Raw genomic sequence first — 23,664 nt, forward strand, 5'->3', positions numbered from 1 at the left:
CCAAGGGGCGGGAAGCTCACCAATGGAGGCCATCAGGTCTTTTGAGCATAGCGCCGTATCCCTTCTTCGTAAAGGTCACCGCCGTGCACATCGTTGGCAACGATTACAGGAAAATTGCGCACTTCCAATCGCCGAACCGCCTCTGGGCCTAATTCCGGATAAGCGATCACTTCCGCGGACACAATGCTTCGAGCCATGAGGGCTCCGGCACCGCCGATGGCGGCAAAGTAGACGGCCTTGTACCGGCGCATGGCTTCCTTGACGGCATCGTTGCGAGCCCCTTTGCCGATCATGCCTCGCAGACCGTGACGCATGAGCGCAGGGGCATAAGCGTCCATGCGGTAGCTGGTGGTGGGCCCCGCAGCGCCGACCGGTCGTCCGGGTGGCGCCGGGGACGGTCCTACGTAGTAGATGACCTGGCCTTCCAGGGGAAACGGTAAGGGTTCACCACGATCCAAGAGCTCCACAAGACGTTTATGGGCGGCGTCTCGAGCGGTGTGCACCACGCCGTTGAGGAGCACACGGTCCCCGATTTTGAGGGCCGTCACGTCGCTTTCCCTCAGGGGCGTTTGCAGAAGGATGGCATCGGGCATCATGAAAGATCTCCTTGGTGCGCTGGGTTTCAGCGCGCGGGTTCCAGATCACGAGAGCGCAAGGCCGGCCTATAGAGAGGCTTCCTTGTGACGTGCAGCGTGGCACTGAATATTCACCGCCACGGGAAGACTGGCAATGTGGCACGGCATCATACGTATGTGCACGGCAAGGGACGTGATGCGCCCTCCCAGCCCTTGAGGACCGATGCCGAGGCGGTTGACCGCCTCCAGCCAGTCCTTTTCCAGATCCTGCAGTTCCGGGTCAGGATTGAGGCTGCCCAAAGGACGCAACAAGGCCTTTTTGGCCAAAAGCGCCGCCTGTTCAAAGGTCCCCCCGATGCCCACACCCACAATGGTCGGCGGGCACGGATTAGGCCCCGATTCCTTGACCCGCTGTACGACGAAATCCTTAACCCCTTGCAAACCCGCGCTGGGTGTGAGCATGGTCACGCGGCTCATGTTTTCACTGCCGCCTCCCTTGGGGGCCAGGGTGAGGTGAAAGTGATCGCCCGGCTGAAAATCGATGTGGACGATGGCCGGGGTGTTGTCTCCTGTGTTCTGCCGCGTGAAAGGATGGCAGATGCTCTTTCTCAAATACCCATTCCGATACCCCTGTCGTACGCCTTCTTCAATGGCTTCACGCAGAGCGCCCCCCACAATGTGCACGTCCTGGCCCATGTCCACAAAGACCACGGCAAACCCCGTGTCCTGACACATGGGAATTTTTTCCTCGCGAGCGATCTGGGCGTTTTCCAACAGGCGTCGAAGGATATCTTTGCCTGTGGGAGATTCCTCCCTTTCCAAGGCCGCCTCAAAGGCGTTCACCACATCTTCACCGAGCTCAGTATTGGCGCGTATGGCCAAATCCCTTACGGTTCGAACGATATCATCCACGTGAATAGAACGCATGGGTGCTCCTTTGAAATACGCGGTATGCCTTCAATTGGAGGTCCAGACAAGGGATTCCAGTCGGCAGGAAGATTCTGAAGCGGGGCGTTCTTTCTCGCCTTTTGCACGCTGTTGCCGGCACGGCTTTTTTATGGAAGAAGGTCTCCCAGCACAACACACTCCGCTTGACATGCGCCGCCATGACCGTCACCGATGGGAACTCTCGCGGGAGATCCTTGATCGTCCCTTGGGCTTGTAATCCAAAGCGGTTAGGGTGTCAATCGTTTCTCCGCTTTGGAGTGCATGACGTTCATCCGATCATTTTTTGGGGAAGAAACAGCGCGATCTGAGGGAACACCGTGACCAGAATGACTGTGATAATCATGATCACGAAAAAGGGAAAAGTGGCCTTGAGAATGAACCCCACGTCTTTGCGGCTCATGGACTGCAGTACGAAGATGCTGAATCCCACGGGAGGAGTGATTTGAGAAATTTCCACCATGAAAACCAAAAAGATGCCGAACCACAGGGGCGAAAAACCCGCATTGAGGATCATGGGCAGAACAATGGGTAGGGTCATGACCACCATGGAAATGCCGTCCAGAAGCATGCCGAGAAAGAGGTACATCAGACCCAGAATAAAGATCAGCACGGACGGAGAAAGATGAAGCTCTGCAATAAAGCGGCTGACCGCCGTGGTGATGCCCAAAAAGCCGACCACCTGACTCAGGAAAGCGGCGCCGACAATAATGAAGGTGATCATAGTGGATGTGCGCACCGCACTCAGCAGGGCGTCCTTGAAAACCGTCCAACGCATGGTGCGGAAAAGCACGCCCAAGACAAAAGCGCCCAGAACCCCTATGGCGGCCGCTTCCGTTGGTGTGGTGTAGCCCAAATATATGCCACCCAAAACGATGGCGATGAGGCAAAATACCGGTGCCAAATCCCGCAGGGATTGAAGGCGCTGGGTCCACGTAAAGGATTCTTCATGAGGCGGGACGATGTTCGGCGTCAGAATGGCCCGCACAGCGATATAGAGGGAGTAGCCGCCAGCCAGCAGCAAACCGGGCAGAATGCCTCCGATGAAAAGTTGGCCGATGGACGTGTCGGACAAAATGCCGTAAATGATCATGATCAGGCTCGGTGGAATCATGAAACCCAGAGTCCCGGCACCGGCCAAAGATCCCAAAGCCATGGATTCGCTGTAGCCGCGCTTGGAAAGTTCGTCCAGCGTGATTTTGCCGACGGTGGCCGTTGTGGCGGCACTGGATCCCGATACGGCGGCAAACAAAGTGCAGGCAAAGACGTTGATATGCAAAAGCTTTCCGGGAACACGATTCAACCAGGGCACCAGGCCGTTGAACAACTTGTCCGAGACGGCGGTTCGGTGAAGCAGTTCCCCCATGAACACGAAAAGAGGCAGGGCCGTCAAAGACCAGGAGTCGACGCTGTTCCACATGGAATTGACGAGAAGGTTTCCAATCTTGGTCCAGACGGAAAAACCGGGCGGAAGGTTCAAATCAGCGAGAAGCATGCCTGCGATGGCGGCGGCCATTAAGGAAAATCCAATCCACAGACCGGAAAACAAAAACAGAAACATGATGGCAAAAACGGTCATGGAAAGCGCAAGAGGCTCTGCGATCATGGGCGCGGTTCTCCTGAGATTCTTTCAAGCGCAACATGAAACATCACGGACGAGGTCGCGACGCTTTCCAGCGCGCGTAGGCCGAGCAGCCGTGAGCCAGAAGTTGTCCCATGAAGAGCACCAGGCCTAGGGGGATGGCCGCCTGGGGAATCCACATGGGGGTTTGCGCCGGTGTCTCGGAAACCATGCGCAGCTCGTAAGCTTCCCACACCAGTGAAAGGGAAAACTTCAGGGCAAATCCCGTCAAACCCAAAGCCAAGGTGGTAGCGCACAGATCCACTAGGGCTTGGCCACGTTCATTGAGGCGGGACAACAGGATTTTTACGCGAATGTGCCCGTCGGTGGCCAGGGTGTAGCCCAGCCCGAAAAAGACCAGGACCACGTAGAAATAGGCGCTGTATTCATCGGTGATCATGGTGGAGGTGTCATAAATTGACCTCACAAACACTTCCAGAAGGATGAGAAGGACAATCAGCAACATGGCCGCCGATGAAATAAGGGCGGCCCATTCGGAGACCTTATTAGCCGATCGAAGAATCTTTTCCATAAGCGTCGTCTTATTGAAAAAAGTTTCTAGCACCCATCGCAACCCTCAGGAGCGGCTGTAACACCGCCCTTTGAGGTCGTTTCAAAATGGTCCATGTGGGAGCGGCGCAAGCCCCGAAACCGTCTCGCGCCGTGCAACACCCCCACAACGGAGAACCCCGCAGGTCTTATCGGACGCTCTGTATAGGGCGCCGTACGGCTTTGCCCGTCAACCGGCATCCCTTGCACCGCGTGCCTCACGCCTTGGCCGTACGGGGCTGCTATTTCTTTTTGCGAAAGCCTTCCACCACGGCGGCCACATCGGCTCCGGCATCGGCCAGAAACTCTTTGATGATGGTGTCAGCGGCTCGATCCAATTCGGCACCCAAAGCGGCGTTCGTGTCACTGATGACCATGCCGTTTTCTGCCAGGGTTTTTAAAGACTCGTTGTTGTCGACGGCGGACTTTTTCCACTGCAGGTCCTGAACCTCTTTGGCAGCCTTTTCCATGGCCGCTTTTTGGTCGGCCTTAAGCGCCTTCCAGTAGTCCAGATTGATGGCGACCATATTGAGTGGGTAAGCGTAGTCGATTTTATTGAAGTATTTCAGAACCTCCCAGAGCTTGGCGTCCCGTCCCGAAACGGCGGACGTGAGCACGGAATCGATCATGCCTGTACGTAAAGCCGCGTAGACCTCACCCCAGGGTAAGGATACAGGGCTGCCGCCCAAGTTGGCCAAGAAGTCGGCACCGTTCTTGTCGTAGGTTCTCGTCTTCAGATTCTTGATGTCGAGGGCCGTCTGGATTTCCTTGTTGGTGAAAAGACCGCTGGGCGGCCACGGCGAAACGTAGAGGATCTTTTGATTCCACTTGGCTGCCGCTTTGTCGTAGAGATCCTTGCAGCTCTCATAGAGCTTATAGGCTTCCTCGTATGAGGTGACCATGCGGGGCAGGGAACTAATACCAAAGACTTTTTCACTCCCTTGGACCACCCCCATGAGAATATCCGACATGGGCACCGTGCCGTCCTTGACCGTCTTGAGCAGTTCCGGGCCCTTGAACCCTAGGGCGCCTCCCGGATGCACCGCGATCTCCACGGTCCCTCCAGTGTATTCCTTGACTCGCTTAGCGAATTCCTCAGCCCCTTGGGAATGAAAATTGGTGGCCGGATAAATGGCGTTCAAGTTCATCTTCACAACATCGGCGGCTGATGCCAAGCCGCACACAAGAAGACTCAGAACGAAAAAGGGAATCCACACTTTTTGAACCATTCGTCTTTCCTCCTTGTCTGGCGTTTTTCGGGTGAAATGCATCGGCCCTTTGATACCTAGACGCGGACCTCGTATTTCGCACATTCTTCACCACAAGGGCAATAAAAAGCTTTTCTCCCTGTCGAAAAGCCTCCAAGCTTTTCCGCGAAGGGATTTTTGGAAGTGCCGCAGGCCGCGATGCCTGAGCGCGCCTTGAGGCTCTTCTCCGGAACTGAAGGAAAACCATCTGGAACGAACACGAGAACAAGCGCCCAGAGTTCGCTGCCTTTCTATCGAGGCTTTGAGCCCACAAACCGATGCATAGGAACCACCTGAATGCCGGAACTTTCCAGCGCTTGTCGAATGGCCGCCGCCAACTGCCAGGCTCCGGGCGTATCCCCGTGAACGCATAGCGTATCCGCTTCCATGGGGATATCCTGGCCTGTGATGGTTTGGACTTTTTTTTCTTGAACCAAGCGCAGCACCCGTTCGCGCACTTCCTGCGGATCGTGCAGGACGGCGCCGGGCATGGAACGGGGCGCCAAGGCGCCGGAATCCGTGTAAGCGCGGTCCGGAAAAAATTCCCGAGCCACCGCGATGCCCTCCTGCGCGGCCAGCCGTGCCAGGACGCTTTCAGGCTGGGTGACCAAGATCAATCGAGCATCAAAGGCCAGAACTGCCTCGCAGACTTCCCGAGCCAGCCGCTCGTTGACGGCCCCCATGTTGTAAAGGGCGCCGTGAAGCTTGACGTGCTGCAACGTGGCGCCGTGAGATCGAGCCAACCCGAAAAGGGCTCCCAACTGGTAGAGCAGGTAATGTTTGACTTCTCCGGGAAAGGTTTCCAGAGCACGACGCCCAAAACCCATAAGGTCTGGAAAGCCGGGATGCGCTCCTACGGCGACCCCATGGTCCAGGGCCAGCCGAATGGTGGCCCCCATGACCAGAGGGTCTCCGGCATGATAACCGCACGCGATGTTCGCCGAGGTGATGGAACGGATGACCGCCGCATCATCACCCAGGGTGTAGGAACCGAAACTCTCTCCCATGTCGCAGTTGATGTCGATCCTCATGAATTCATGTCCTTCCTTGTTCGTGGAGCCCCCAGAAATGCCGAAACGCAAAAACGTGTTTGAGGTAAAGTTCCCGAGCTTCCAAAAGACTGAGGCTTTGAAATTGGAGGCATCGGCCCGGTGCGGTTTGCACCAGAAGCGGCAGGTCCAGGGAAAACACGGTGGCGACTTTGGCGTAGCCCCCCGTGGTGGGCCGATCCGCCAAGAGGACAAAGGGTAACCCTTCCCCCGGGACTTGAATGGCTCCCAGAGCCAGCCCTTCCGAGATGATATCCGCCGCGCGGCGGTGCTGGAGTCGTGGACCATCCAACATCATGCCCATGCGATCGCTGCGTGGGGTCACTTGGTAGTGTGCCGACAGAAAGGTGTGGATGGATTCCGGAAGAAAGGCGTCGTCCTGCGGGCCGAGGATCACGTGAATGGTGGGGAAATCGGTATAAGAAGGCCGCAAAGCCTCGGGAAGGAAATCCAGGGGATTCCGCCGCCGTGGGCCCGCTGCCAAGACATCTCCTCGGCGCAAGGCTCGACCGTCCAACCCTCCAAAGCGTCCCCGCAGATAGGTGGACCGGCTTCCCAGCACCACAGGCACGTCAAGGCCTCCGGCCAGGCATAGATAATGCCAGATGCCCGAACCACCGGCTTTCACCTCCAACACATCCCCGGGCTCCGCCCCGCAGGCCGTCCAGGAAGGCACGGATTGGCCGTTGAGAAAGGCCTGAGGGTTAAAGCCGGTCACAGCAAAGGTGGTCGCAGCCAGAAACCGCGCTCGAAAACCTCCTACGGAAATTTCCAGAGCCGCTGCACCAGGGGTATTGCCCACGAGCACATTGCCGAGTGTCAAGGCGGCGCTGTCCATAGCTCCGGACACGGGAACCCCTTTGTCTTGGTAGCCGTAGCGCCCTGTGTCCTGGACTGTGGTGAGAAGGCCGGGGTCTTCAACGTACAAGATTTTCATAGTGTTCCCGTGAAATGGCGCGAAACCGCACCTTCATTCCGGCTTCCACCAAGAAAGGCGGTTCGCGATGGACATCGAAAAGTTTCAGCGGCGTTCGGCCGATGATCTGCCACCCACCGGGGCTCTCGATGGGATAGATTCCCGTCTGCTGTTCGGCAATCCCCACGCTGCCTGCAGGTACTTTGGGTCGAGGGGTCTTTTTCCGGGGTGTGGCCAAGCGGGCGTCCAGGCCGCCTAAGTAAGGGAAACCCGGTGTGAATCCGATCATGTACACGTGATAGGTGGGCGCCGTGTGGCGTCGCACCACCTCTTCCTCCGCCAATCCGTGAAAAGCGGCCACGTTGGCCAGATCCGGTCCAAATTCCTCCCCATAACACACGGGAATCTCCACGCAGGATGCGTCATCTTCGCCGGTATCTTGAAGTTGCTCCAGAAGCTCCTGAACCGTCAGCATCAGACGTTCAAAGGAGCACAGAGCCGGATCGTAGTGCACGAAAAGGGACCGGTAGGTAGGATTCATGGAAACAATGCCGCCCAAGGGCCTCTGTTTCAAGGCTCGGTGCAAAGCATGGACGCGCCGGTTGACCTGCGCATCGATGCCTTCGCCGAGCTCCACCGAAAGGGCCGTCTCTCCACTATGGCGAAATCGAGGAAATGGGCTCACAGGGTTCCCCTTGAACACGTGTAAGATTCCCGCAGGCATCTTTGCCGTGGGTCGGCATGTGCCGTCCCTGCTGTTTTTCTTCGCCGGGGCTTTCGCACAACCGATCAAGGGGTTTATCTGACATAAGTTCGATCGGCTGGCCAGAAGAAAAATCGGTGGAACTTCGGCAGGGTGTTCCAAAATCCACTCTGTGAAACTGGATCGAACCGAAATTGAGTGTCTTGTCCTTGGGCGGTCATTCAGGAGCCCGTGCGGAAATGCCAATTCTGGTCAGATGTGACCTTTTTACTCACTGAGAGTACTAGGCGGCCAACGGGCAAAACCCAGAGAAGCGCCCAGAAGTGTTGGAAAATACCGGCAGAAGCCGTCCTCGGTCAGACCTTCGATGGCACAGCCTGTTATTTTTCAGCTTGACTTGCCCACGGGTTTTTGAAATAAACTTCGATTGAAGAATCCCCCGCTCCGCACGCATTCCTTCTTCACACGGTGTAATGATCTGTGTCCTTCTCCCGCGGTCATCCATTGCGTCCAGGTTGTTCGGCGTCATGACATGAGCGTTGTTCTAAGGTTGTGAGCAGGGGGAAAGGTATTGTTATTGGAGAAAGGGGGTGATAAGGGTGGCTCGGTTGAGCCCTGAGCGGTTCTCGCACAGGAGGGCTTAGCTCAGGAAGACGTTTATTGGCTCTTTTCAAAACCATTTTACTCCGTTCTGTGACATTTGACGTGCATCGTTCAAGATTTTCCACGCACTCGAGAATGCGGCCACGGCGAAGCCCACAGTGTGGAATTCCTTGCGGGAACGTCTTTCGACCCTTATCCCACAGAACAGGCGCGCACACCCTCCGGTGTCGTTTCCCTTATCGTTTCCTCATGACCCCAAGGTTCTCTTAATCCCACGAGAGATTTTCGTCAGGGGCCGAGTTCCTCAACCACCAGGGCGTTAGGGAAAGGTTCCAAAAGAAGGCCGAAAAGGTCTCCGAGGTGAACCCCTTAAGAGGAAGGGAAGGAGGGACCAAAATGGCGGACAAAGTTCCAGGAAGAGCGTGGGTGGTCACCTTTGCGGGAACCGCCATCAATTTGTGCTTGGGTATTCTTTACGCATGGAGCGTTTGGGCAAAGGAACTCATTAACGAAAAGATGGTCGGACAACCCATGACCGGCCTCAATGAGGGGTGGACCTATCTGAACAACGCCCAGGCGTCCGTACCTTTTTCGCTTTGCGTGATTATCTTTGCGCTTTTGATGATTCCCGGCGGACGCATTCAAGATAAGTTCGGACCCAAAGTGGGTGCCACAACAGGTGGTTTATTCCTTGCGGCTGGGTGTATTCTCTCCGGGCTCATGAAAAGTTACACGGGCCTGATCATTGGGTTCGGCATTTTGGGGGGTATTGGCATGGGCATTGGGTATGCCGCGCCCACTCCGGCGGCCCTCAAATGGTTCGGGCCGCATAAACGGGGTCTGGTGGCCGGCCTCGTGGTGGGCGGCTATGGTGGCGCGGCCTTGTACGTGTCGCCTTTGGCGGCTTACCTGATCAAATCCGGGGGTCTCTCCTACAGCTTCTATTTCTTGGGCATTCTGTTTGCGGCCGTGACCATCATTGCGGGTCAGCTTTTGTCGTGGCCCCCGCCAGGTTATGTGCCTCCGGCGCCTCCCGTCAAAGCCGGTCCTACTCCCAGTATCACCACAGTGGACTGGGTCGCTGGCGACATGGTGAAGACGTGGCAATTCTACGCGTTGGTGTTCCTGTTCATCGGCACCACCCAGTCGGGTCTTCTCATTATTGCCAATGCGGCAAAAATCCTCGCTGAAGCGGCGAAAGGGAATCCGTTCTTTGCAGCCAACGCCTGGATTTTGGCCTCCTATGGCGGCCTTGTGAACGCTTTGGGCCGTGTGGGCACAGGGTTGTATTCGGATAAGATCGGGCGCGCCAACGCCTACACCCTCAATTGCTTGGTGTCCGCTGTGTGCCTGTTTGCGCTCCCTGCGATTATTACTTCAAAGATCTTGTTCTTCCTGTTTCTTGCCGTGGGTATTGCGTATTGGCAGTACGGCGGCGGTCTGGCCCTGATGCCTTCCTTTACGGCGGACTTCTTCGGGCCCAAGAACTTGGGCTTCAACTACGGCTTGGTGTTCCTCGGCTGGGGTCTCGGGTTCTTTATGGCGCGCCTCGGCGGGACCATCAAAGACGTTACGGGAAGTTTGAACTGGGCGTTCTATCTTTCCGGTCTCGTCTTGATCATTGCCGTGATTGTGTGCCGGCTCACGAAGCGACCTATGGCGGTCGGCGAGAGACAATAGTCGAGCCGACATGGTCTTTAGGCCCCCGAGGGGGTGTTTAAGAATCGTTCGGTTGACATCACGTTTTTGGGATGAGCCTTGGGCGGCGCCCCATGGCCTTAAGGAAGGCAGGAAGCGGGCTTCCTGCCTTCCTGTTTGAGAGATGGACAGGAGGTGCAAAAGTTTCATGGAAGCGCGCCCACTTTTTCCCATTCCCTTTGTGCTGCACCCTGCGCATATGGCCCTCGATGATGTCGTCTCCTTCTGTGTGGCTGTCTTGGTTTCCGTGTTGGTCAACGCCGAAGGGCAGGCGTTTGTGGCGACCCTTCTTGGGGACAAGCGGCCGGGGGCCAGAGATCGTTTGCATTTCAACGCCTTTCTGCATCTGGATCTTTTAGGCACGTTGTCTTTTTTGGCCACAGGCATGGGCTGGCCCAAAGCCGTTGCCGTGGACACGACCAAATTTAAGCATCCTGACCTTTGTCTTGTGATCACGCGGGCAGCCGGCCCCTTTGCCAATTTTCTCATGGCTAACATCGCCGGCAGTCTGGTTTGGCTTCTTAAGAGTCTGTCCTTGGACCCCCGGGTTTTTCTCATGGTTGTGGCGGTTAACTTAACCGTGACGGTATACCACCTCGTGCCTCTACTGCCCATGGCCACCGGGACCCTGATTTCCGCCATACTCATTCCCAAGGGCTCCCGCCTGGAACAATCCTACGGGCAGCTTGGCCCCTACCTTCTTTTGTCGCTCCTCCTTTTAGACCGATTGTTGCGGGGGGAAATCGTCGGGCACATCTTGGCGCCTTTCGTGCGCGATCTGTTTACCCTACTGACCACTTAAGCCCATGGCCGAGACGAGCGCACAAAGCCTCGTGTGAAGAAAGCCCGGGTCTTGACGGACTTTCTCAGCCAGTGGCTCTTGAAGGCACATGGTCTGGGCTGCGGCGATTTTCGGACGGCCTGAAGCCGTCCCACCGGAAGGGAAAGCCGCGCCCGTGGCGCTACTGCAGCCCTCGGCGAAGCAAGAATGGACGGGTGGAACAGAAAAGGCGTGCCCTTGATGGTCCAAGGCAGCATGTTGTCGCGGTCTGTACCACTTTGACCGTCCAGGGGGTGCTGCTTTGTTGCCACACCCGCGCGGAGGGCGGAAGAGCACTTGGCTCTTGCGTCACGAAAACGATGCCGTTATGGTCCAGCGCCGTGGGTGCCGCCGAGGCGTTTGCGTGGAATTGAGCTTTGGGGACGGTCGATTCCCTTTGAGTTAAGGCCGAGGGCCTTTTCCCGCCTAAGGGAACTGCGGCGGGATCACCATTTTCTGCAGGTTGTGGATGGGTGGTCATGCTTTTGTGAGAACCGGCGGGTGAGGCACTGACCTCTTTAGGAGGAGGCGGGCAGGTTCGTTGCGCTATTTCCCCCGTGGAATGCCTTGTAGGGGACATGGAGCGGTTGCATGGTGGGGACGGCATTGAATGTGAGCACGGTTGTTGTCGGCGCCATGGTGGGGAGCGTGCTGGGCGCGCGCCTTCCGCAAAAAGCCCAGCAGACCGTCATGAACGGCCTTGGGTTGGTCACTCTGGTTGTGGGACTGCAGATGGCCCTTCAAACCCGCAACATCCTGATTGTTCTGGGAGGTATTCTGCTGGGTGGTCTTTTGGGGGAAGGGCTTCACCTGCAAGACGGATTGGAAAAACTCGGAGGCTTTGCTCAAAATCTCTTCCGATCCGGGTGCAGCTCATCCGTGAGTGAAGGGTTTGTGACGGCGAGTCTCGTTTTTTGCGTCGGCCCCATGGCCATTCTTGGCTCCATTCAAGACGGCCTGAGCGGCGATTTCAGGCTCTTGGCCGTCAAGTCCACCTTGGACGGATTTGCCGCCGTGGCCTTTTCGGCCACCCTGGGCTGGGGGGTCAGCTTGTCGGCCTTGAGTGTCTTGGTTTTTCAAGGCTCGGTCACGCTCATGGCCTTGGTTTTGGATCGGCTGTTGTCTCCGGAGATGGTCGCCGAGATGTCCGCCACCGGTGGGTTGCTCATCATGGCCATCGGCTTGAAGCTTCTGAGCATCAAAGATGTTCGAGTGGCCAACTATCTTCCGGCTTTGGCTGTGGTTCCGGCCATTGTTTTTCTGGTACCGTGGGTTCAGTCGTGGTGGCCGCTTTAGGGCAAAGAAAAGGGGCTCGCAGGAACAAGGAGAATGCATGAAAATTTTGGATTTTCCCGAGAGTGTTCGCGACCGGATCGTGCCCAAGGTTTCCGGCACATATGTTTACCGCTGCCTCTCGTGCCAGGGGACCTTTGACGTGGGGAAGCTGCTCTACACCTGCCCCGATTGCCGCAGCGTGCTGATGATTGAAGACCGCGACTGGGAGCGCCTCAAACAAACACCCGGCCCGCAGTGGCGCCGAATCTTTGACTATCGGGCCGTGATTCAGGAGCCGGCCCTCAAGGGCATCTACCGTTTTCATGAGCTACTCGGGTCCATTTTACCTCTCGATGCCGTGATCTTTCTGGGCGAAGGGCATACGCCTGTGGTGCAGGCCAACGGACGCCTTAAGGACTGGGCGGGGCGGCCTTTCTTTTTTAAAAACGACGGCCAAAATCCCAGCGCATCCTTTAAAGACCGAGGCATGGCCAGCGCCTTTAGTTACCTGAACCACCTCATCACAAGCCAAGGACTGACCAACGTCTTGGCTGTGTGCGCTTCCACAGGGGACACTTCCGCCGCTGCAGCCCTCTACGCCTCATACCTCGTGCAAGGGGTCACTTCTGCAGTGCTGCTGCCCCAGGGCAGAGTGACACCCCAGCAATTGAGCCAGCCCCTGGGCAGTGGCGCTCGAGTGATCGAAATTCCGGGCGTCTTTGATGACTGCATGAAAATTGTGGAATACCTAGCGGAGCACTACCCGGTGGCGCTCATGAATTCCAAAAACGCCTGGCGCATTTTGGGCCAGGAATCGTACAGCTATGAAATCGCGCAGGTGTTCGACTACAATGTGTCCGATCTGGTGGTGACCGTTCCCATCGGCAATGCCGGCAACATCACGGCGGTCATGGCGGGTTTCCTTAAATTGTACGACCTGGGTATCATCACCCAGCTTCCGTGGATTTTGGGCGTGCAATCGCACCATGCCGATCCGGTTTATCGGTACTACTTGGAACCCAATCCTCACAAGAGGGTTTTTCGGGCGGTGACGGTCCAGCCCAGTGTGGCTCAGGCGGCCATGATCGGCAACCCGGTGAGCATGCCTCGAGTGGTGCAGTTGGTGGAGCAATACCGATCCATGGGTGGGGAAAAGGCTGTCCAAGTGGTCCAGGTGACGGAACAGGAAATCATGGACGCCATGCTTCTGGCCAACCGAAACGGGCACATTGCCTGCACTCAGGGCGGCGAATGTCTGGCAGGGTTCCGCCGCGCCGTTTCCGATGGGCTGGTACCGGACGGCAAGGTGGGGGTGCTGGATGCCACGGCGCACGCACTTAAATTTGCTGTTTTTCAAGAAAAGTACTTCGAAGATCGCTTTGAGCCCGAATTCGGCGTGGTGCCCAAAGAAGCGCTTCGGAATCGACCGGTGCTGGTGCGCCCACCCGAGGGCGTGCCGTGCCCGGTGCCGGGAACCGCCATGGATTCGGAATCCTTCCGGGCCTTTGTGACGGCGACCGGCGATGCCGTGGCTTCAGTCCTAGGGTTGCGGCCCTGAGGCGAGCTCATCAGCAGTGCATCGTCCCCGCTTTGGGGAACGCAAGGAAGAGGTTTTCTCGAAACTTTTCATCGGAGCGACACCGCGATGAAGGAAACGACTTATCCATCGCACGATGGAAACGGTGGATGCGGGCGAATGTCCGACAACGTTGCCGAAGGTCACGGGGCCGTGAGGTTGAGGCCGGGCCTTGTGGCCTACAAGGGGATCGTGCCAACGTTGGGACAACACGTTTTCATCGCACCCGGAGCGTGGGTGATCGGGGACGTGCATCTCGGAGACCGCACAAGCATTTGGTTCAACACGGTGGTGCGCGGCGATGTGCATTTCATTCGCATCGGCTGTGATACCAACATTCAAGATAACGTCACCTTGCACGTGACCGGAAAAAAGTTTCCGTTATTTATAGGAAATCGTGTGACCGTAGGGCATCAGGCCGTGGTGCACGGCTGTGTTGTGGAGGATGAGTGCCTCATCGGCATGGGAGCCATCGTCTTGGATGGTGCACGGATCGGCAAAGGATCCCTAGTGGCGGCGGGCGCCGTGGTGAGCCCGGGGACTGAAGTGCCGCCGGGAAGCGTGGTCATGGGCATTCCCGCCAAGATCAAAAAGACGCTCACCGAAGAGGAAAAGGAAAGAATTCGGGAAACGGCCGAGCACTACGTCGAACTGGCTCGGCGGTACATGACGGACGATAGGGCGTTAGGAGAGCGGCCGATTCGAGGATTTCTGGGATAATACTTTCCAAATGGCCTGCACCGCGTGGTCCAGATCTACGGCGATGATCCGTTCAGCGTCTCTCAGTTCTTTGACGGACTGAAAAACAGAGCCGAGAGCCAGCAGAATGCGGTGAAAAGGGGAAGGGCGCACGGCCCAGCGTTCGTAGGGGATGTGCAATTCTTCGTAGTGATCCCCCACGAAGAGGTATTTTCCGAATCCGTCGCATCCCGGCTTGCGATAGGGCCACCGAAGCTTCCATTGCCAGATGCGTCGCAGAGCCCTTTGCACGGACGGATGTGCCAACAACTCGGGCTGTACGGCCTCGCCCAGTCTGTCTGAGACGGCCTGGTACACGCCTTTGACCAGATCGATGTCCGTGATGACAAGGCCATAAAGATACCAATCATTCAGGGTTTCCACCACGAACAACTGTTCGTTTACGGTCAAATAATAATAGCTTGGGCAGAAATGGCCTTCACAGAGTTCCTTGCCGTAAAAGGAACAATGCCGCAGGTCTTTGCCGTCATGGCGCAAGGGATGAAGAAGACAGCCTACCCGCCGATGCGCCTCATCCAGAAAGCCCACGAACTCACAGTTGAAGACGGTTTCAAACCTCTTGGCAGACCCGTTGTCCCGGCCTCGCCACCTTTGACTGTGCAAGGCCAAGGCTCCCAGAAGCACCTCTCGGTCTTCGCCGGGTAAAAGGGTCCCGTTGCGATGAAGCCTGCGGCTGACGGCTCGGCGTGCATTGTTCTTGAAGTTGTAGATGCCGCAGCACGCGGCACAGGATTTCTTCAAATCCGGTTGGCACAGATGGATGGGAAAACGAGGTGCCGATAGCATCGACCTGTCACTCGCTTCGAACCCATTGGCGGGACGGTTGCACCCAAAAGCGGCCCGAGGATTCGCTCTCCAACTCAATGCGAAGGACTTTTCGGCTTTCCAACTCTTTGGCCGCCGTCCACAAGGCGTCCTCAGAGGCGGTCCATTGGCGGCGCACCGTTTCCAGAGAGGGATCCTGGCCTTCATCCGCCAAGGCGCAAATCAAAATGTACAAGGACACGGCATGCACGCTGAGCCCGAGATCAAACACCGAACGGTCCATTTGCATCATCGTATGTCCTTTGCGTGGTTCGCCGACGCATAAAGGGATAGCCCATTCGGCGCCAAACTAACAGCCATCCATGAGAGCGTCAATAAAGCCTTTTCGCTACAGAGGCGACATCACGGCCGCAGGAAAAGGGGCGGCCGATGAGCTTCGGTGGCTTCGTTGGCAGAAGACAGGCTTGGAGCCAGCGCAAAAAAGGTGTTCGTTCTGGCTGCCGACGGTCTGTTTGGGCATAGTCAGGAAATGGGGTTGGAGGCCGTCTCTGGAGAAGCACCGAAGAGCGACTCGTGCATTGCCTCATGGGGCATGGACGTAGTAAGAAAAAGCCACGGCGGTCGTCCCTGTCGGAGAGGATAAAAGCTATGGAAAAGAAAATCACTGTGGACCTGGAAAACTGGAAAGATTTCTTGGAACGGTCCTGGCGTGCCGTGCCCAAACCTTTTCAGTCGCAAAAGGCTCTTCGTCGCACCCTGCAGTGCGCCCTCTACGCCAAATTGGCCTCAGAAGGCTCGCTGGTCGTCGCCGATTACCAGCCCCCTCGCGCTGACCGGCCCGTGGATTTGATCGTCGTGGACGGAACCCCTCCGACCATTGCCTGCGCCATCTGCTTCGACGATGTGGTGACGCTCTATGCCGTGAAAAGCCTAAGCTCTTTCGAAGCCGTTGAAAAAGTGATCTTCACCACAGGATTTCTCAAAAAGAAGGTGGAAGAAAGTCGCTTCTTTCTGAAACCGGACATTCACCACATGCACCTGGAATGGTGAGGTGAACCGTCGCGACATGAAAGATTTGCGCACAAAAGGCCTTAAGGCGCTTTGTGCATTTCTTAACAAGTGAAAAATAAAGACTTTTTTCCTGACCGCGCACCCTAGGGTATGGATAAAAAGACATTGAATGTGTGGCAGGGTATTCTGTGGGTGTCAAAAAGGAGGTGCCAGCAGAAATTTTTAGAAAGGGGGGGCAAGGGAGTTTTCAAATTTTTTGAACTCATGCGCGTGTGCCATGAATGCGCCTTCACCTATCCTGAGGCATTGAAAGTCGTTGGCCACGTCGTGCAGTCGATCTGTTCCCCATTGGATGGTTTTCCCGCAGGAATCTTCTCAGCGGCGGCATTCAGCTGCAAAAAGTATCCTCTCGTTTCCACCGCGTATCGCTGAATTCTTGAGTTTTCTTCTCCTTTTTTCTCGTACGGATTTTGGGTCATTCGCCTCTTCCTTGGCAGGAGAGGAGGGCGTGACTGGACGGTGTGTCTTCAAATGGCGCCAGCGCCCTTTGAAGGCCGCAAGGAACAACGGTGTTGCAAGACGACAAGGGGGATTCCCAATGACAGCGGCACAAGCAACCGTGGACAAGGTTCCAGGCAAGGCTTGGCAGGTGGTGGTGGCCTGAATCGTCGTCAATTTATGTCTCGGCTGTCTGTATGCCTGGAGTGTTTGGGTGAAATACTTGACTGACAAGAATCTCATGGAAGCCCAGGGTTGGATACCTTTGACGGCGGAACAAGCCTCCAACCCGGCATCCCTGTGTATTCTGATTTTTGCTTTGCTCATGATTCCCGGAGGGCGCATTCAGGACCGCTACGGCCCGACCATCGCCGCCTCCATTGGCGGTTTGGCTATTGGTTTAGGGCTTCTTGTGGCGGGCTTGATGAAGAGCTACACGGGAATCCTTTTGGGATTCGGTATTGGCGGTGGCATCGGCATGGGTGTGGGGTATGCGGCCCCGACCCCGGCGGCGCTCAAGTGGTTTGGCCCGCACAGGCGGGGTCTCATAGCAGGTCTGGTGGTCAGTGGATATGGGCTGGCCGCCTTTTATGTGGCACCTCTGGCTAACTGGTTAATCACCTCCTACAGCATGAGCGCTTCCTTTTACGTTTTGGGAGCGGCCTATTTGGTGATCATCTTAATTGCGGCTCAATTCCTGGCGTGGCCAGAACCCGGTTGTGTACCGCCGCAGCCCTCCGCCGCCGTCGTGGCCGCCAAAGCCTCGACGCAAACGCGGGCGGATTGGACCGCCGGAGAAATGCTCAAGACCTGGCAGTTCTACGCTTTGGTCATCATGTTCTGCATCAACACGCAAGCGGGTCTGTTGCTCATCGGTCACGTGAACAAAATGATCGCGGGAATCATGAAAGCCGTGTATCTCTTGGTGTCCTGGGGCGCCATCTTCAACTCCGTGGGCCGTATCGGGACGGGCATTATTTCCGACAAAATCGGGCGCACGAACGGTCTGATTGTGAACTACATTGCGGCGGCCGTCATCATGTTCCTGCTGCCGTACCTGTTTGGGATCAAAAACATTCCGCTACTGTTTCTGGCTTGCGCGGTGGGGTTCTGGTGCTATGGCGGCGGACTGTCTCTGTTTCCGTCCTTTACGGCGGACTTTTACGGTCCCAAGAACCTGGGGTTCAATTACGGTTTGGTGTTCATCGGGTGGGGGCTGGGCGCCTTCATGCCCAAATTGGCCGGCCGCATTTACGACAGATACCAGTCCTACGATTACGCTTTTTACATTGCCGGGGTTTTGCTCATCGCCGGCATCATTCTGGCTCTTGTGACCAAGCGGCCGAGATGCGCCGCGGAATAGGGAGGGTGAGCGTCCTGGAGCCGCTCATGGCCGATCGATGATCAAGGAGCAGGCTGCGAAGCCTGCTCCTTTCGTGTGAGCGCCTGCCCAGGCGTGAGCGTTCTCTCAGGCCGTGAAGCTTTGCGTCGAGCCGAAAAGGGATGAGCCACCATGTTGCGATCGGGCACGGTGCTGATTGCGGGCTGCCGAGAAGATGAGCTCGGGCTGCTCAAGGACATGATCGGACAAGCGGACCCGGCACTGTTCGTTCAGGGTCTCGACGCGGTGGATGAGCAGGCCGTGCGAAGCAGCCCTGACGTCCGCTTGGTAATTGTGCGCGTGGGCGGACGCGACAGTCGGCCGGAGGTGGCGGTGCAAAAACTGCGTAATGTGGTGGGCCGATCTGTGCCCATCATGGCCCTGGTGCCCCAGGGCCGCGGGCAGAGAGTGCGGGACATTCTTCGTGCAGGTGCCGATGATTACTGGATTCTGCCCGTGGACGAGAGCGCCTTGCCCATTCGCCTGCAGGTGTTGCTGGAATGGGGGCATCGTATTCGGGAAACCATGCGCACCACGAACCCGGGGCGCGAAGGTGTGTGGCACCGTTTTGTGAGCCGCTTGCGCGCCGCGTGGGATCGTCTCTGGGGACGAGGGCTTACCGCGGAAGAGTTGCAGCAAAAGGGCTCGGTGGATACGGCTCGCTTTCTCGATCGTTGGGAAAAGATCAGGAGGCTGGGTTTCGGCAGTTTTGGAGAAGTCTGGTTGCTGCGTGAAAAAGATGGCCAACACTTGGCTGTGGCCAAGATTCCGCATGAAGAAAAGCTCAATCGCAAGTTCCTGGTGGAAGCGGCCATCCTTGGACGCCTCAAAGAGCATCCCAACGCCGTGAAACTGTTGGATGTATTCAAATCCGGCGGCAAGGTGGTTTTGATTCAGGAATTTGTTTCGGGAAAATCTTTGCAGGAACTCCTTGACGAGGGGCTGGATTCCTTGGGCAAGGAAAAATACTACCTGCAACTATTGGACGTGGTGGCTTATGCGCATCGCCACCACATCATGCATCGCGATATCAAACCGGAAAACATTTTGATCACCCCGGAAGGGGTCTTGAAGCTTTTGGATTTTGGCACGGCCAAGGATGTGACGCGTCGAAGCATCAGCAGCACCGTCATCGGATCCCGCCCTTACATGGCTCCTGAACAGATCATGGGGCGCAGCCGTCTGGCCAGCGATGTCTGGGCTCTCGGCGTGATCCTCTACGCCTTGGCCACCGAATTTTTGCCCTTTTATTCCGAAAACGAAAAGGAACTCATGGACCTCATACTGGAATCGCCGCCCCAGCCCCTTCGAGAACTGGTTCCCGACATTCCTGAGAACCTGGAACGCATCATTTTGCGGTGCTTGGAAAAGGACTGGAAAAAGCGCTACCACAACGCCGGCCTTCTGCAAAGGGTTTTGTTGGAGGCTTTTCCAGAATTTGGACGCGGGCACATTTTGCCGTGACGGGCAGATTCATAGGGCTTCCAAGGGCTTGAGAGTTCCCCATCGAGGGTCGTAATGGGCGGTCACGTCGCAGATCATGATGAGAATATCCACATTGCGCTGATGAATGTCTTTGACCAGTCCTTCGATGACCGCCTTGCACCCGAATCCCGCGTTACGAAAAGCGCGGATGGCTCCCGGAGAATCCAGGGGGATTTCGGCCCAGAGCTTTTCCAGGCCGATTTCCGAGGCCAAGGCAACGAGTTCATTTAGCATTAAAGTGGCGAGCCCTTTGTTCTGGTACTTGGGTGAAACAACAGTGCGCACTTCGCCGATGTGCCGTTTCCAGCCGTGGGGGATAAGGTGCAGGGTCACGTCGGCGACGATCTCGTTTTCGACCCATGCCAGCAAGGGCAAAACCCGGCGGTAATCCAGTTCGCGGACCCACTGTTGCAGTACGTGAGGGTCCCGGACATTGTGCCGAATGTAAAGAAGCATTTCGTCAGTCAGATCGTGAAAGAACCGGTAAAGGGCGTTGCCGTCCTCTCGAGTCATCAACCGCACGTTGACCGGCGTGCCATCTTTCAGCAAAACCTGCTTCCTTCCAAACATCGTCTTTCCCCTCGCTTCCTCGGTTCCTTCGTGCCGGATCCTTCTTCTGTTCACACACCGTCTTGCAGACGCAGGGCCAAGTACTCGGGAAGCCCTGCTTGAAGAATCTTTTCCTGAGCCCGCTGCACATCGTACGGCACAGCGCGGAAATCGACGGTTTTAAGGTCGGTGTCAAAGATCAGGAACCGGGCTCGATTGTCGCGCTCTCGAGGTTGGCCCACACTACCCGGGTTGATGAGGTAAAGGTTCTCGGCGCTTAGCCTTACGGATTTGCCGGGGACATCCACGGCCATGACTTTGCCTCGTGGATCTTGGATCCAGATTTTGTGCTGGTGCGTATGGCCAAAAAAGCACACGGAAATGTCTGGGTATCTTTTCCGCATGAGGTTAAAGATGCGCCGAGCCTGATACAGGTTCAGGATGTAGGAGTGGGGGGTTTCCGGGGTTCCGTGGCACAGGAGCGCCCCTTCTAGGGTGCGGCACAGCGGCAGAGCATGCAGTTGGGCCAGATGGCCGGTGTCGAGTTGTTGAATGGTGTAATGAATCGCTTCATGGGCAAGGACGTTAAAGGACTCGGCGATCTGAGGGTCCAGGGCGGCCAGATCGTGATTGCCTTGCACGCCGCGTGCGCCGCATTCCTTAAGCATTTCCAGACAGGCTGTGGGATCCGCATTGTAGCCCACCACGTCTCCAAGGTCCCAGAAACCTTCCACCCCTTCAGCCTGCGCGGCACGCACCACGCTTTTCAAAGCTTCCAGGTTGCCGTGAATGTCCGAGAGAATGGCGACTCGAGCCATAAAGAAGCCTCGTGAACCCTTTTACCCTCTCGGCTCGCGCCGTTCATTGCACCAAGACCGGTTCCCGCAAAATGCTTTCGATGGCGTCGCGTGCAGAAGCGGCAAGACGTGGATGGGTTTCCGTCAGCGATTCCACCTGACGCAAGTGGTCCGCGGTTCTCAAGATCACCATGGTCAAGTCTCCCTCATCGATGTGGGTGAGGTTCTTGACCACATTCCAGCTTTCCCCTTTGGCCCAATGATAGACGGTGACCACGGTCCAGAAAGGCATAGGCGGCGTCTCAAAGCCCTCCGCATGCAGCCTCTCCCTCAGTCCGTGCAATGTCTGCAGAACCGCAAAATACGGGCGCGCCAAATCGGGATATTTCCGGATGAGCGACGACAACTGAGACTCCCCAGGACGATCGCGATCCACCACAAAAGGCGCCATGAGCGCGGCCAGCAAGGCCTGATCCGACTCCGGAAGCACCCTCTTGCGGATCGCTTCGGAGACCAAAAGCGGTTGGTCCAGGCGCAGCTTGGACGCCCACAGGCCGTCGTCGGTAAGGTGGCCTTGAGGAGTCACGTAGCCCTCGTGTTGCAGAATTCTCAGGTGCTGTGTAAAGGATCGCCAGAGTGTTTCCTGCACGGTCAAGATGTGGGAACGATGGGTGAAGTATGTGTGCAGCAGCCTTGAAAAAGGGTGCTTGGTGCCCTTGTGACACGGCCCGTAGAGTTCGCACCGAGCGCATGGCAGGGCGTCTTTGGCGAGCGCTCGACGGGCCATGTCGTGAGTGATGGAGGTGAGGGGAGGCGGTTCATCCCTGTAATGTTGGGGGCCAAAGAGGGTTGGAAAGGGCTCTTCGTCCATGCGGCGTGCCAGCTTTTCCCACGAATGCCGATCAGACATGGGTGGCACATGTTCCACCTTCTTGCCCAATTCCCGAATTTGGCAGAGGCGCACCAAGTGCGCTTCCAACCTCTGATCTTGCCAGGCAATGGGAAGCCGCAGCCGCGCCGCCTGGACTCGATCGTCCCCTTTGTCAACCCGTTCCAGCACCACATAGGGGGTGCCTCGACGGTTCAGGAACAGTCGACCGGGCACCAAAAGGCCCTGCGTCACCCAGGCGAGAGCCTGGTTTCGTGCAGCTCGATGCGCCTTTCTTTGTTCTTCTTCTAGGCGCATGAACAAAGGCCGAACCTCGGCCAAGGCGTCCATGGAGCTGCAGGCCATGAGGGGTTCCCATTGGGCCAGATCCCTTTGGAAGTTTTCCACTAGGGCCGCCACGGAGGCCTCTTGGCCCAGGTGCTGATAGGTGGCCAGGCTGCGGGCAAAAAGGTCTCGAATTTCTTCGGGTTCGTGGGACAAGAGCAAATTCAAAACCATGGAAAAATTTACGCGGATCTGGCTCTCTATGGGATCCGGCGGCGATCTCAAGAGATCGTGAATCAGCTGCACGTTTTGGTATCGACCGGGCGTGACGAGCACAAAACCGATCATGTCCCTGCCGCGTCGTCCTGCTCGTCCCGTCATTTGCAAAAGATCTGTTGCCGTCAGGTCCACGAATTCACGTCCGTTGAACCGATCGCTTTGAGGAATGACCACGGTGCGTGCGGGAAAATTCACCCCGGCGGCTACGGTGGATGTGGAAAAGATGGCTTCCAGCCAGCCTTCCTGCATAAGGTTTTCCAACAGGAGTTTCCAGTGGGGCAATTGCCCGGCATGGTGAGCGCCGACCCGTGACCGTTTCAGGATGGACAGATGCTTATGGTCCCGCAGAAAAGGCCACTTGGTCAAGAGCTGTTCCAGTCGTGCGGCAAAGGCTTTGGCATCAAACCCCGGCGTTGAAGGCGCCTGCGGGGCCAGCGTGATGGCCCGTTCACAGTCGGCTCGGGACTTGAGGAAGAAAATCGCCGGTAAGAGGTTTGCCTTGCGAAGCGCTTCCAGAATATGAGCGACATCTGGAAAGTCCGTGCGGGCAAACTGCCGGGGATCCAGGTTTTTGATGGGGCCGTACAGGCCGCGGCGGCCTCCAAGCGGCGTGAGTTCTCCAGTAGGAAAGAGAAACAAAGGATAGAGCGGCACCGGACGTTCCACGGCGTTCACCCATAGGCAAGGGGCCTTGCGCAGCCACCCCAGCCATCGGCATAGCTCCTGGGCATTGCGAATGGTGGCGGAAAGCAGCAGCAGGCGCACGCGACTGGGCAGGTAAATGAGCACCTCCTCCCAGACCACACCGCGATCCGAGTCTCCCAGGTAATGGGCTTCATCCATGACCACCAGATCGACGGGCAGGTCCTGACCGCGATGCATGGCGTCGTAGAGCTGATTTCGAAGGATTTCCGTGGTGCCGACGAGAATCGGCGCGTCGGGGTTTTCCTTGCGATCCCCTGTGAGAATCCCCACGTTGTCCGGGCCAAAGGCCGTGGAAAATTCTTCCAGCTTGGCGTTGGACAGAGCCTTGAGAGGAGAAGCGTACCAGCTTCGACCACCTCTCAAAAACACTTCGCGAATGGCTTCGATGGCGATATAGGTCTTGCCGGACCCGGTAGGCGCCGTGACCAGCACATCGGTGGTGCGCACCTTTTCGATGGCTTCCTGCTGAAAGGGATCCGGCACAAAAGGCTGCGGCTTCGGCACACCGATCTGCCCGAGAACCTTGCGCACCGCCGGCGCCAAGCGCAAACGGAATTCCGGCCCTTGGAGTGCGACGACGTCACGGGGCCTTTTGCCTGAAGCTTTTCTTCCTCGCACAAAGGGTCTGGATGTGGGTTTCAATGAGGGATCCGCCTCTGAAAAGCCGTCTCTATGGAATGTGGCGATGGCATTGCGCGCCTATTA

Annotated in this window: 23 protein-coding genes; 9 read left to right on the forward strand and 14 right to left on the reverse strand. The window is 56.9% G+C overall.

What is annotated here, in order from left to right; translation table 11 throughout:
* Nucleotides 1-32: 32 nt before the first annotated feature.
* The 8 genes from ACUVSA_RS03160 to pxpB all read right to left on the reverse strand — a co-directional run bounded on the left by ACUVSA_RS03160 (nucleotide 33) and on the right by pxpB (nucleotide 7,587).
* The gene (locus tag ACUVSA_RS03160; protein WP_445893784.1) at nucleotides 33-593 is read right to left on the reverse strand and encodes a Fe-S-containing hydro-lyase; all 561 of its coding nucleotides are present in this window, start codon (nucleotides 591-593) and stop codon (nucleotides 33-35) included.
* A gap of 69 nt (nucleotides 594-662) precedes the next feature.
* Nucleotides 663-1,502 (reverse strand): fumarate hydratase, encoded by an 840-nt coding sequence (locus tag ACUVSA_RS03165; RefSeq protein ID WP_445891697.1) that lies wholly within the window; start codon nucleotides 1,500-1,502, stop codon nucleotides 663-665.
* A 289-nt stretch (nucleotides 1,503-1,791) separates the two neighbouring features.
* Nucleotides 1,792-3,126, reverse strand: a complete 1,335-nt coding sequence (locus ACUVSA_RS03170; RefSeq protein ID WP_445891696.1) for a TRAP transporter large permease — start codon at nucleotides 3,124-3,126, stop codon at nucleotides 1,792-1,794.
* Nucleotides 3,127-3,169: 43 nt separating this feature from the next.
* The gene (locus tag ACUVSA_RS03175; protein ID WP_445891695.1) at nucleotides 3,170-3,706 is read right to left on the reverse strand and encodes a TRAP transporter small permease subunit; all 537 of its coding nucleotides are present in this window, start codon (nucleotides 3,704-3,706) and stop codon (nucleotides 3,170-3,172) included.
* Nucleotides 3,707-3,932: 226 nt separating this feature from the next.
* A complete protein-coding gene (locus tag ACUVSA_RS03180) occupies nucleotides 3,933-4,919 on the reverse strand; it encodes a TRAP transporter substrate-binding protein (RefSeq protein ID WP_445893761.1) in 987 nt (328 codons plus the stop codon).
* 269 nt (nucleotides 4,920-5,188) lie between these two features.
* On the reverse strand, nucleotides 5,189-5,968 hold the full coding sequence (locus ACUVSA_RS03185) for a LamB/YcsF family protein (protein ID WP_445891693.1): 780 nt from the start codon (nucleotides 5,966-5,968) through the stop codon (nucleotides 5,189-5,191).
* 4 nt (nucleotides 5,969-5,972) lie between these two features.
* On the reverse strand, nucleotides 5,973-6,923 hold the full coding sequence (locus ACUVSA_RS03190) for a 5-oxoprolinase subunit C family protein (protein ID WP_445893762.1): 951 nt from the start codon (nucleotides 6,921-6,923) through the stop codon (nucleotides 5,973-5,975).
* Nucleotides 6,904-7,587, reverse strand: coding sequence for a 5-oxoprolinase subunit PxpB (gene pxpB, locus ACUVSA_RS03195; protein ID WP_445893763.1), 684 nt, complete (start codon nucleotides 7,585-7,587; stop codon nucleotides 6,904-6,906). Before pxpB ends, ACUVSA_RS03190 begins: the two co-directional genes overlap by 20 nt.
* Nucleotides 7,588-8,305: 718 nt before the next feature.
* On the opposite strand from pxpB, the gene ACUVSA_RS03200 reads away from it, so the two are divergent.
* The 6 genes from ACUVSA_RS03200 to ACUVSA_RS03225 all read left to right on the forward strand — a co-directional run bounded on the left by ACUVSA_RS03200 (nucleotide 8,306) and on the right by ACUVSA_RS03225 (nucleotide 14,297).
* Nucleotides 8,306-8,461 carry a hypothetical protein gene (locus ACUVSA_RS03200; protein ID WP_445893764.1) on the forward strand — a complete coding sequence of 52 codons (156 nt, stop codon included), beginning with the start codon at nucleotides 8,306-8,308 and terminating at the stop codon, nucleotides 8,459-8,461.
* Between the two features lie 143 nt (nucleotides 8,462-8,604).
* Nucleotides 8,605-9,888, forward strand: coding sequence for an L-lactate MFS transporter (locus ACUVSA_RS03205; protein ID WP_445893765.1), 1,284 nt, complete (start codon nucleotides 8,605-8,607; stop codon nucleotides 9,886-9,888).
* Between the two features lie 166 nt (nucleotides 9,889-10,054).
* Nucleotides 10,055-10,708, forward strand: a complete 654-nt coding sequence (locus ACUVSA_RS03210; protein WP_445893766.1) for a hypothetical protein — start codon at nucleotides 10,055-10,057, stop codon at nucleotides 10,706-10,708.
* Between the two features lie 609 nt (nucleotides 10,709-11,317).
* Nucleotides 11,318-12,022, forward strand: a complete 705-nt coding sequence (locus ACUVSA_RS03215; RefSeq protein ID WP_445893767.1) for a DUF554 domain-containing protein — start codon at nucleotides 11,318-11,320, stop codon at nucleotides 12,020-12,022.
* A 37-nt stretch (nucleotides 12,023-12,059) separates the two neighbouring features.
* Nucleotides 12,060-13,559: a threonine synthase gene (gene thrC / locus ACUVSA_RS03220; RefSeq protein WP_445891687.1), complete on the forward strand. Its 1,500-nt coding sequence runs from the start codon at nucleotides 12,060-12,062 to the stop codon at nucleotides 13,557-13,559.
* Between the two features lie 138 nt (nucleotides 13,560-13,697).
* Nucleotides 13,698-14,297: a gamma carbonic anhydrase family protein gene (locus ACUVSA_RS03225; RefSeq protein WP_445893768.1), complete on the forward strand. Its 600-nt coding sequence runs from the start codon at nucleotides 13,698-13,700 to the stop codon at nucleotides 14,295-14,297.
* Here ACUVSA_RS03225 and ACUVSA_RS03230 read toward each other — a convergent pair.
* Nucleotides 14,262-15,122 (reverse strand): hypothetical protein, encoded by an 861-nt coding sequence (locus tag ACUVSA_RS03230; protein WP_445893769.1) that lies wholly within the window; start codon nucleotides 15,120-15,122, stop codon nucleotides 14,262-14,264. The two genes, ACUVSA_RS03225 and ACUVSA_RS03230, sit on opposite strands and share 36 nt — an antisense overlap.
* A gap of 7 nt (nucleotides 15,123-15,129) precedes the next feature.
* Nucleotides 15,130-15,393, reverse strand: coding sequence for a hypothetical protein (locus ACUVSA_RS03235; RefSeq protein WP_445891684.1), 264 nt, complete (start codon nucleotides 15,391-15,393; stop codon nucleotides 15,130-15,132).
* A 356-nt stretch (nucleotides 15,394-15,749) separates the two neighbouring features.
* Here ACUVSA_RS03235 and ACUVSA_RS03240 point away from each other — a divergent pair, with 356 nt between their 5' ends.
* A complete protein-coding gene (locus tag ACUVSA_RS03240) occupies nucleotides 15,750-16,151 on the forward strand; it encodes a hypothetical protein (RefSeq protein ID WP_445891683.1) in 402 nt (133 codons plus the stop codon).
* A gap of 254 nt (nucleotides 16,152-16,405) precedes the next feature.
* Here the strand turns inward: ACUVSA_RS03240 and ACUVSA_RS03245 are convergent, their stop codons facing one another.
* Nucleotides 16,406-16,591, reverse strand: a complete 186-nt coding sequence (locus tag ACUVSA_RS03245; RefSeq protein WP_445893770.1) for a hypothetical protein — start codon at nucleotides 16,589-16,591, stop codon at nucleotides 16,406-16,408.
* A 185-nt stretch (nucleotides 16,592-16,776) separates the two neighbouring features.
* On the opposite strand from ACUVSA_RS03245, the gene ACUVSA_RS03250 reads away from it, so the two are divergent.
* Nucleotides 16,777-17,973 carry an L-lactate MFS transporter gene (locus ACUVSA_RS03250; RefSeq protein ID WP_445893785.1) on the forward strand — a complete coding sequence of 399 codons (1,197 nt, stop codon included), beginning with the start codon at nucleotides 16,777-16,779 and terminating at the stop codon, nucleotides 17,971-17,973.
* Between the two features lie 150 nt (nucleotides 17,974-18,123).
* Nucleotides 18,124-19,455 (forward strand): serine/threonine protein kinase, encoded by a 1,332-nt coding sequence (locus ACUVSA_RS03255; protein ID WP_445893771.1) that lies wholly within the window; start codon nucleotides 18,124-18,126, stop codon nucleotides 19,453-19,455.
* 9 nt (nucleotides 19,456-19,464) lie between these two features.
* On the opposite strand, the gene ACUVSA_RS03260 is transcribed toward ACUVSA_RS03255, so the two are convergent.
* The 3 genes from ACUVSA_RS03260 to ACUVSA_RS03270 form a co-directional block, all read right to left on the reverse strand.
* Nucleotides 19,465-20,025 (reverse strand): GNAT family N-acetyltransferase, encoded by a 561-nt coding sequence (locus ACUVSA_RS03260; protein WP_445893772.1) that lies wholly within the window; start codon nucleotides 20,023-20,025, stop codon nucleotides 19,465-19,467.
* A gap of 71 nt (nucleotides 20,026-20,096) precedes the next feature.
* Nucleotides 20,097-20,843, reverse strand: a complete 747-nt coding sequence (locus tag ACUVSA_RS03265) for a metallophosphoesterase family protein (protein WP_445893773.1) — start codon at nucleotides 20,841-20,843, stop codon at nucleotides 20,097-20,099.
* A gap of 43 nt (nucleotides 20,844-20,886) precedes the next feature.
* Nucleotides 20,887-23,577: a DEAD/DEAH box helicase gene (locus ACUVSA_RS03270; protein ID WP_445893774.1), complete on the reverse strand. Its 2,691-nt coding sequence runs from the start codon at nucleotides 23,575-23,577 to the stop codon at nucleotides 20,887-20,889.
* Nucleotides 23,578-23,664: the final 87 nt, after the last annotated feature.

Source organism: Desulfosoma sp. (assembly GCF_052743555.1).

Bases quoted from the DNA above. Each gene is read 5' to 3' on its own strand.
- ACUVSA_RS03160 (WP_445893784.1), bottom strand. From the start codon at position 593: ATGCCCGATGCCATCCTTCTGCAAACGCCCCTGAGGGAAAGCGACGTG.
- ACUVSA_RS03165 (WP_445891697.1), bottom strand. From the start codon at position 1,502: ATGCGTTCTATTCACGTGGATGATATCGTTCGAACCGTAAGGGATTTG.
- ACUVSA_RS03170 (WP_445891696.1), bottom strand. From the start codon at position 3,126: ATGATCGCAGAGCCTCTTGCGCTTTCCATGACCGTTTTTGCCATCATG.
- ACUVSA_RS03180 (WP_445893761.1), bottom strand. From the start codon at position 4,919: ATGGTTCAAAAAGTGTGGATTCCCTTTTTCGTTCTGAGTCTTCTTGTG.
- ACUVSA_RS03185 (WP_445891693.1), bottom strand. From the start codon at position 5,968: ATGAGGATCGACATCAACTGCGACATGGGAGAGAGTTTCGGTTCCTAC.
- ACUVSA_RS03190 (WP_445893762.1), bottom strand. From the start codon at position 6,923: ATGAAAATCTTGTACGTTGAAGACCCCGGCCTTCTCACCACAGTCCAG.
- ACUVSA_RS03205 (WP_445893765.1), top strand. From the start codon at position 8,605: ATGGCGGACAAAGTTCCAGGAAGAGCGTGGGTGGTCACCTTTGCGGGA.
- ACUVSA_RS03210 (WP_445893766.1), top strand. From the start codon at position 10,055: ATGGAAGCGCGCCCACTTTTTCCCATTCCCTTTGTGCTGCACCCTGCG.
- ACUVSA_RS03215 (WP_445893767.1), top strand. From the start codon at position 11,318: ATGGTGGGGACGGCATTGAATGTGAGCACGGTTGTTGTCGGCGCCATG.
- thrC (WP_445891687.1), top strand. From the start codon at position 12,060: ATGAAAATTTTGGATTTTCCCGAGAGTGTTCGCGACCGGATCGTGCCC.
- ACUVSA_RS03225 (WP_445893768.1), top strand. From the start codon at position 13,698: ATGTCCGACAACGTTGCCGAAGGTCACGGGGCCGTGAGGTTGAGGCCG.
- ACUVSA_RS03230 (WP_445893769.1), bottom strand. From the start codon at position 15,122: ATGCTATCGGCACCTCGTTTTCCCATCCATCTGTGCCAACCGGATTTG.
- ACUVSA_RS03235 (WP_445891684.1), bottom strand. From the start codon at position 15,393: ATGATGCAAATGGACCGTTCGGTGTTTGATCTCGGGCTCAGCGTGCAT.
- ACUVSA_RS03240 (WP_445891683.1), top strand. From the start codon at position 15,750: ATGGAAAAGAAAATCACTGTGGACCTGGAAAACTGGAAAGATTTCTTG.
- ACUVSA_RS03245 (WP_445893770.1), bottom strand. From the start codon at position 16,591: ATGACCCAAAATCCGTACGAGAAAAAAGGAGAAGAAAACTCAAGAATT.
- ACUVSA_RS03255 (WP_445893771.1), top strand. From the start codon at position 18,124: ATGTTGCGATCGGGCACGGTGCTGATTGCGGGCTGCCGAGAAGATGAG.
- ACUVSA_RS03265 (WP_445893773.1), bottom strand. From the start codon at position 20,843: ATGGCTCGAGTCGCCATTCTCTCGGACATTCACGGCAACCTGGAAGCT.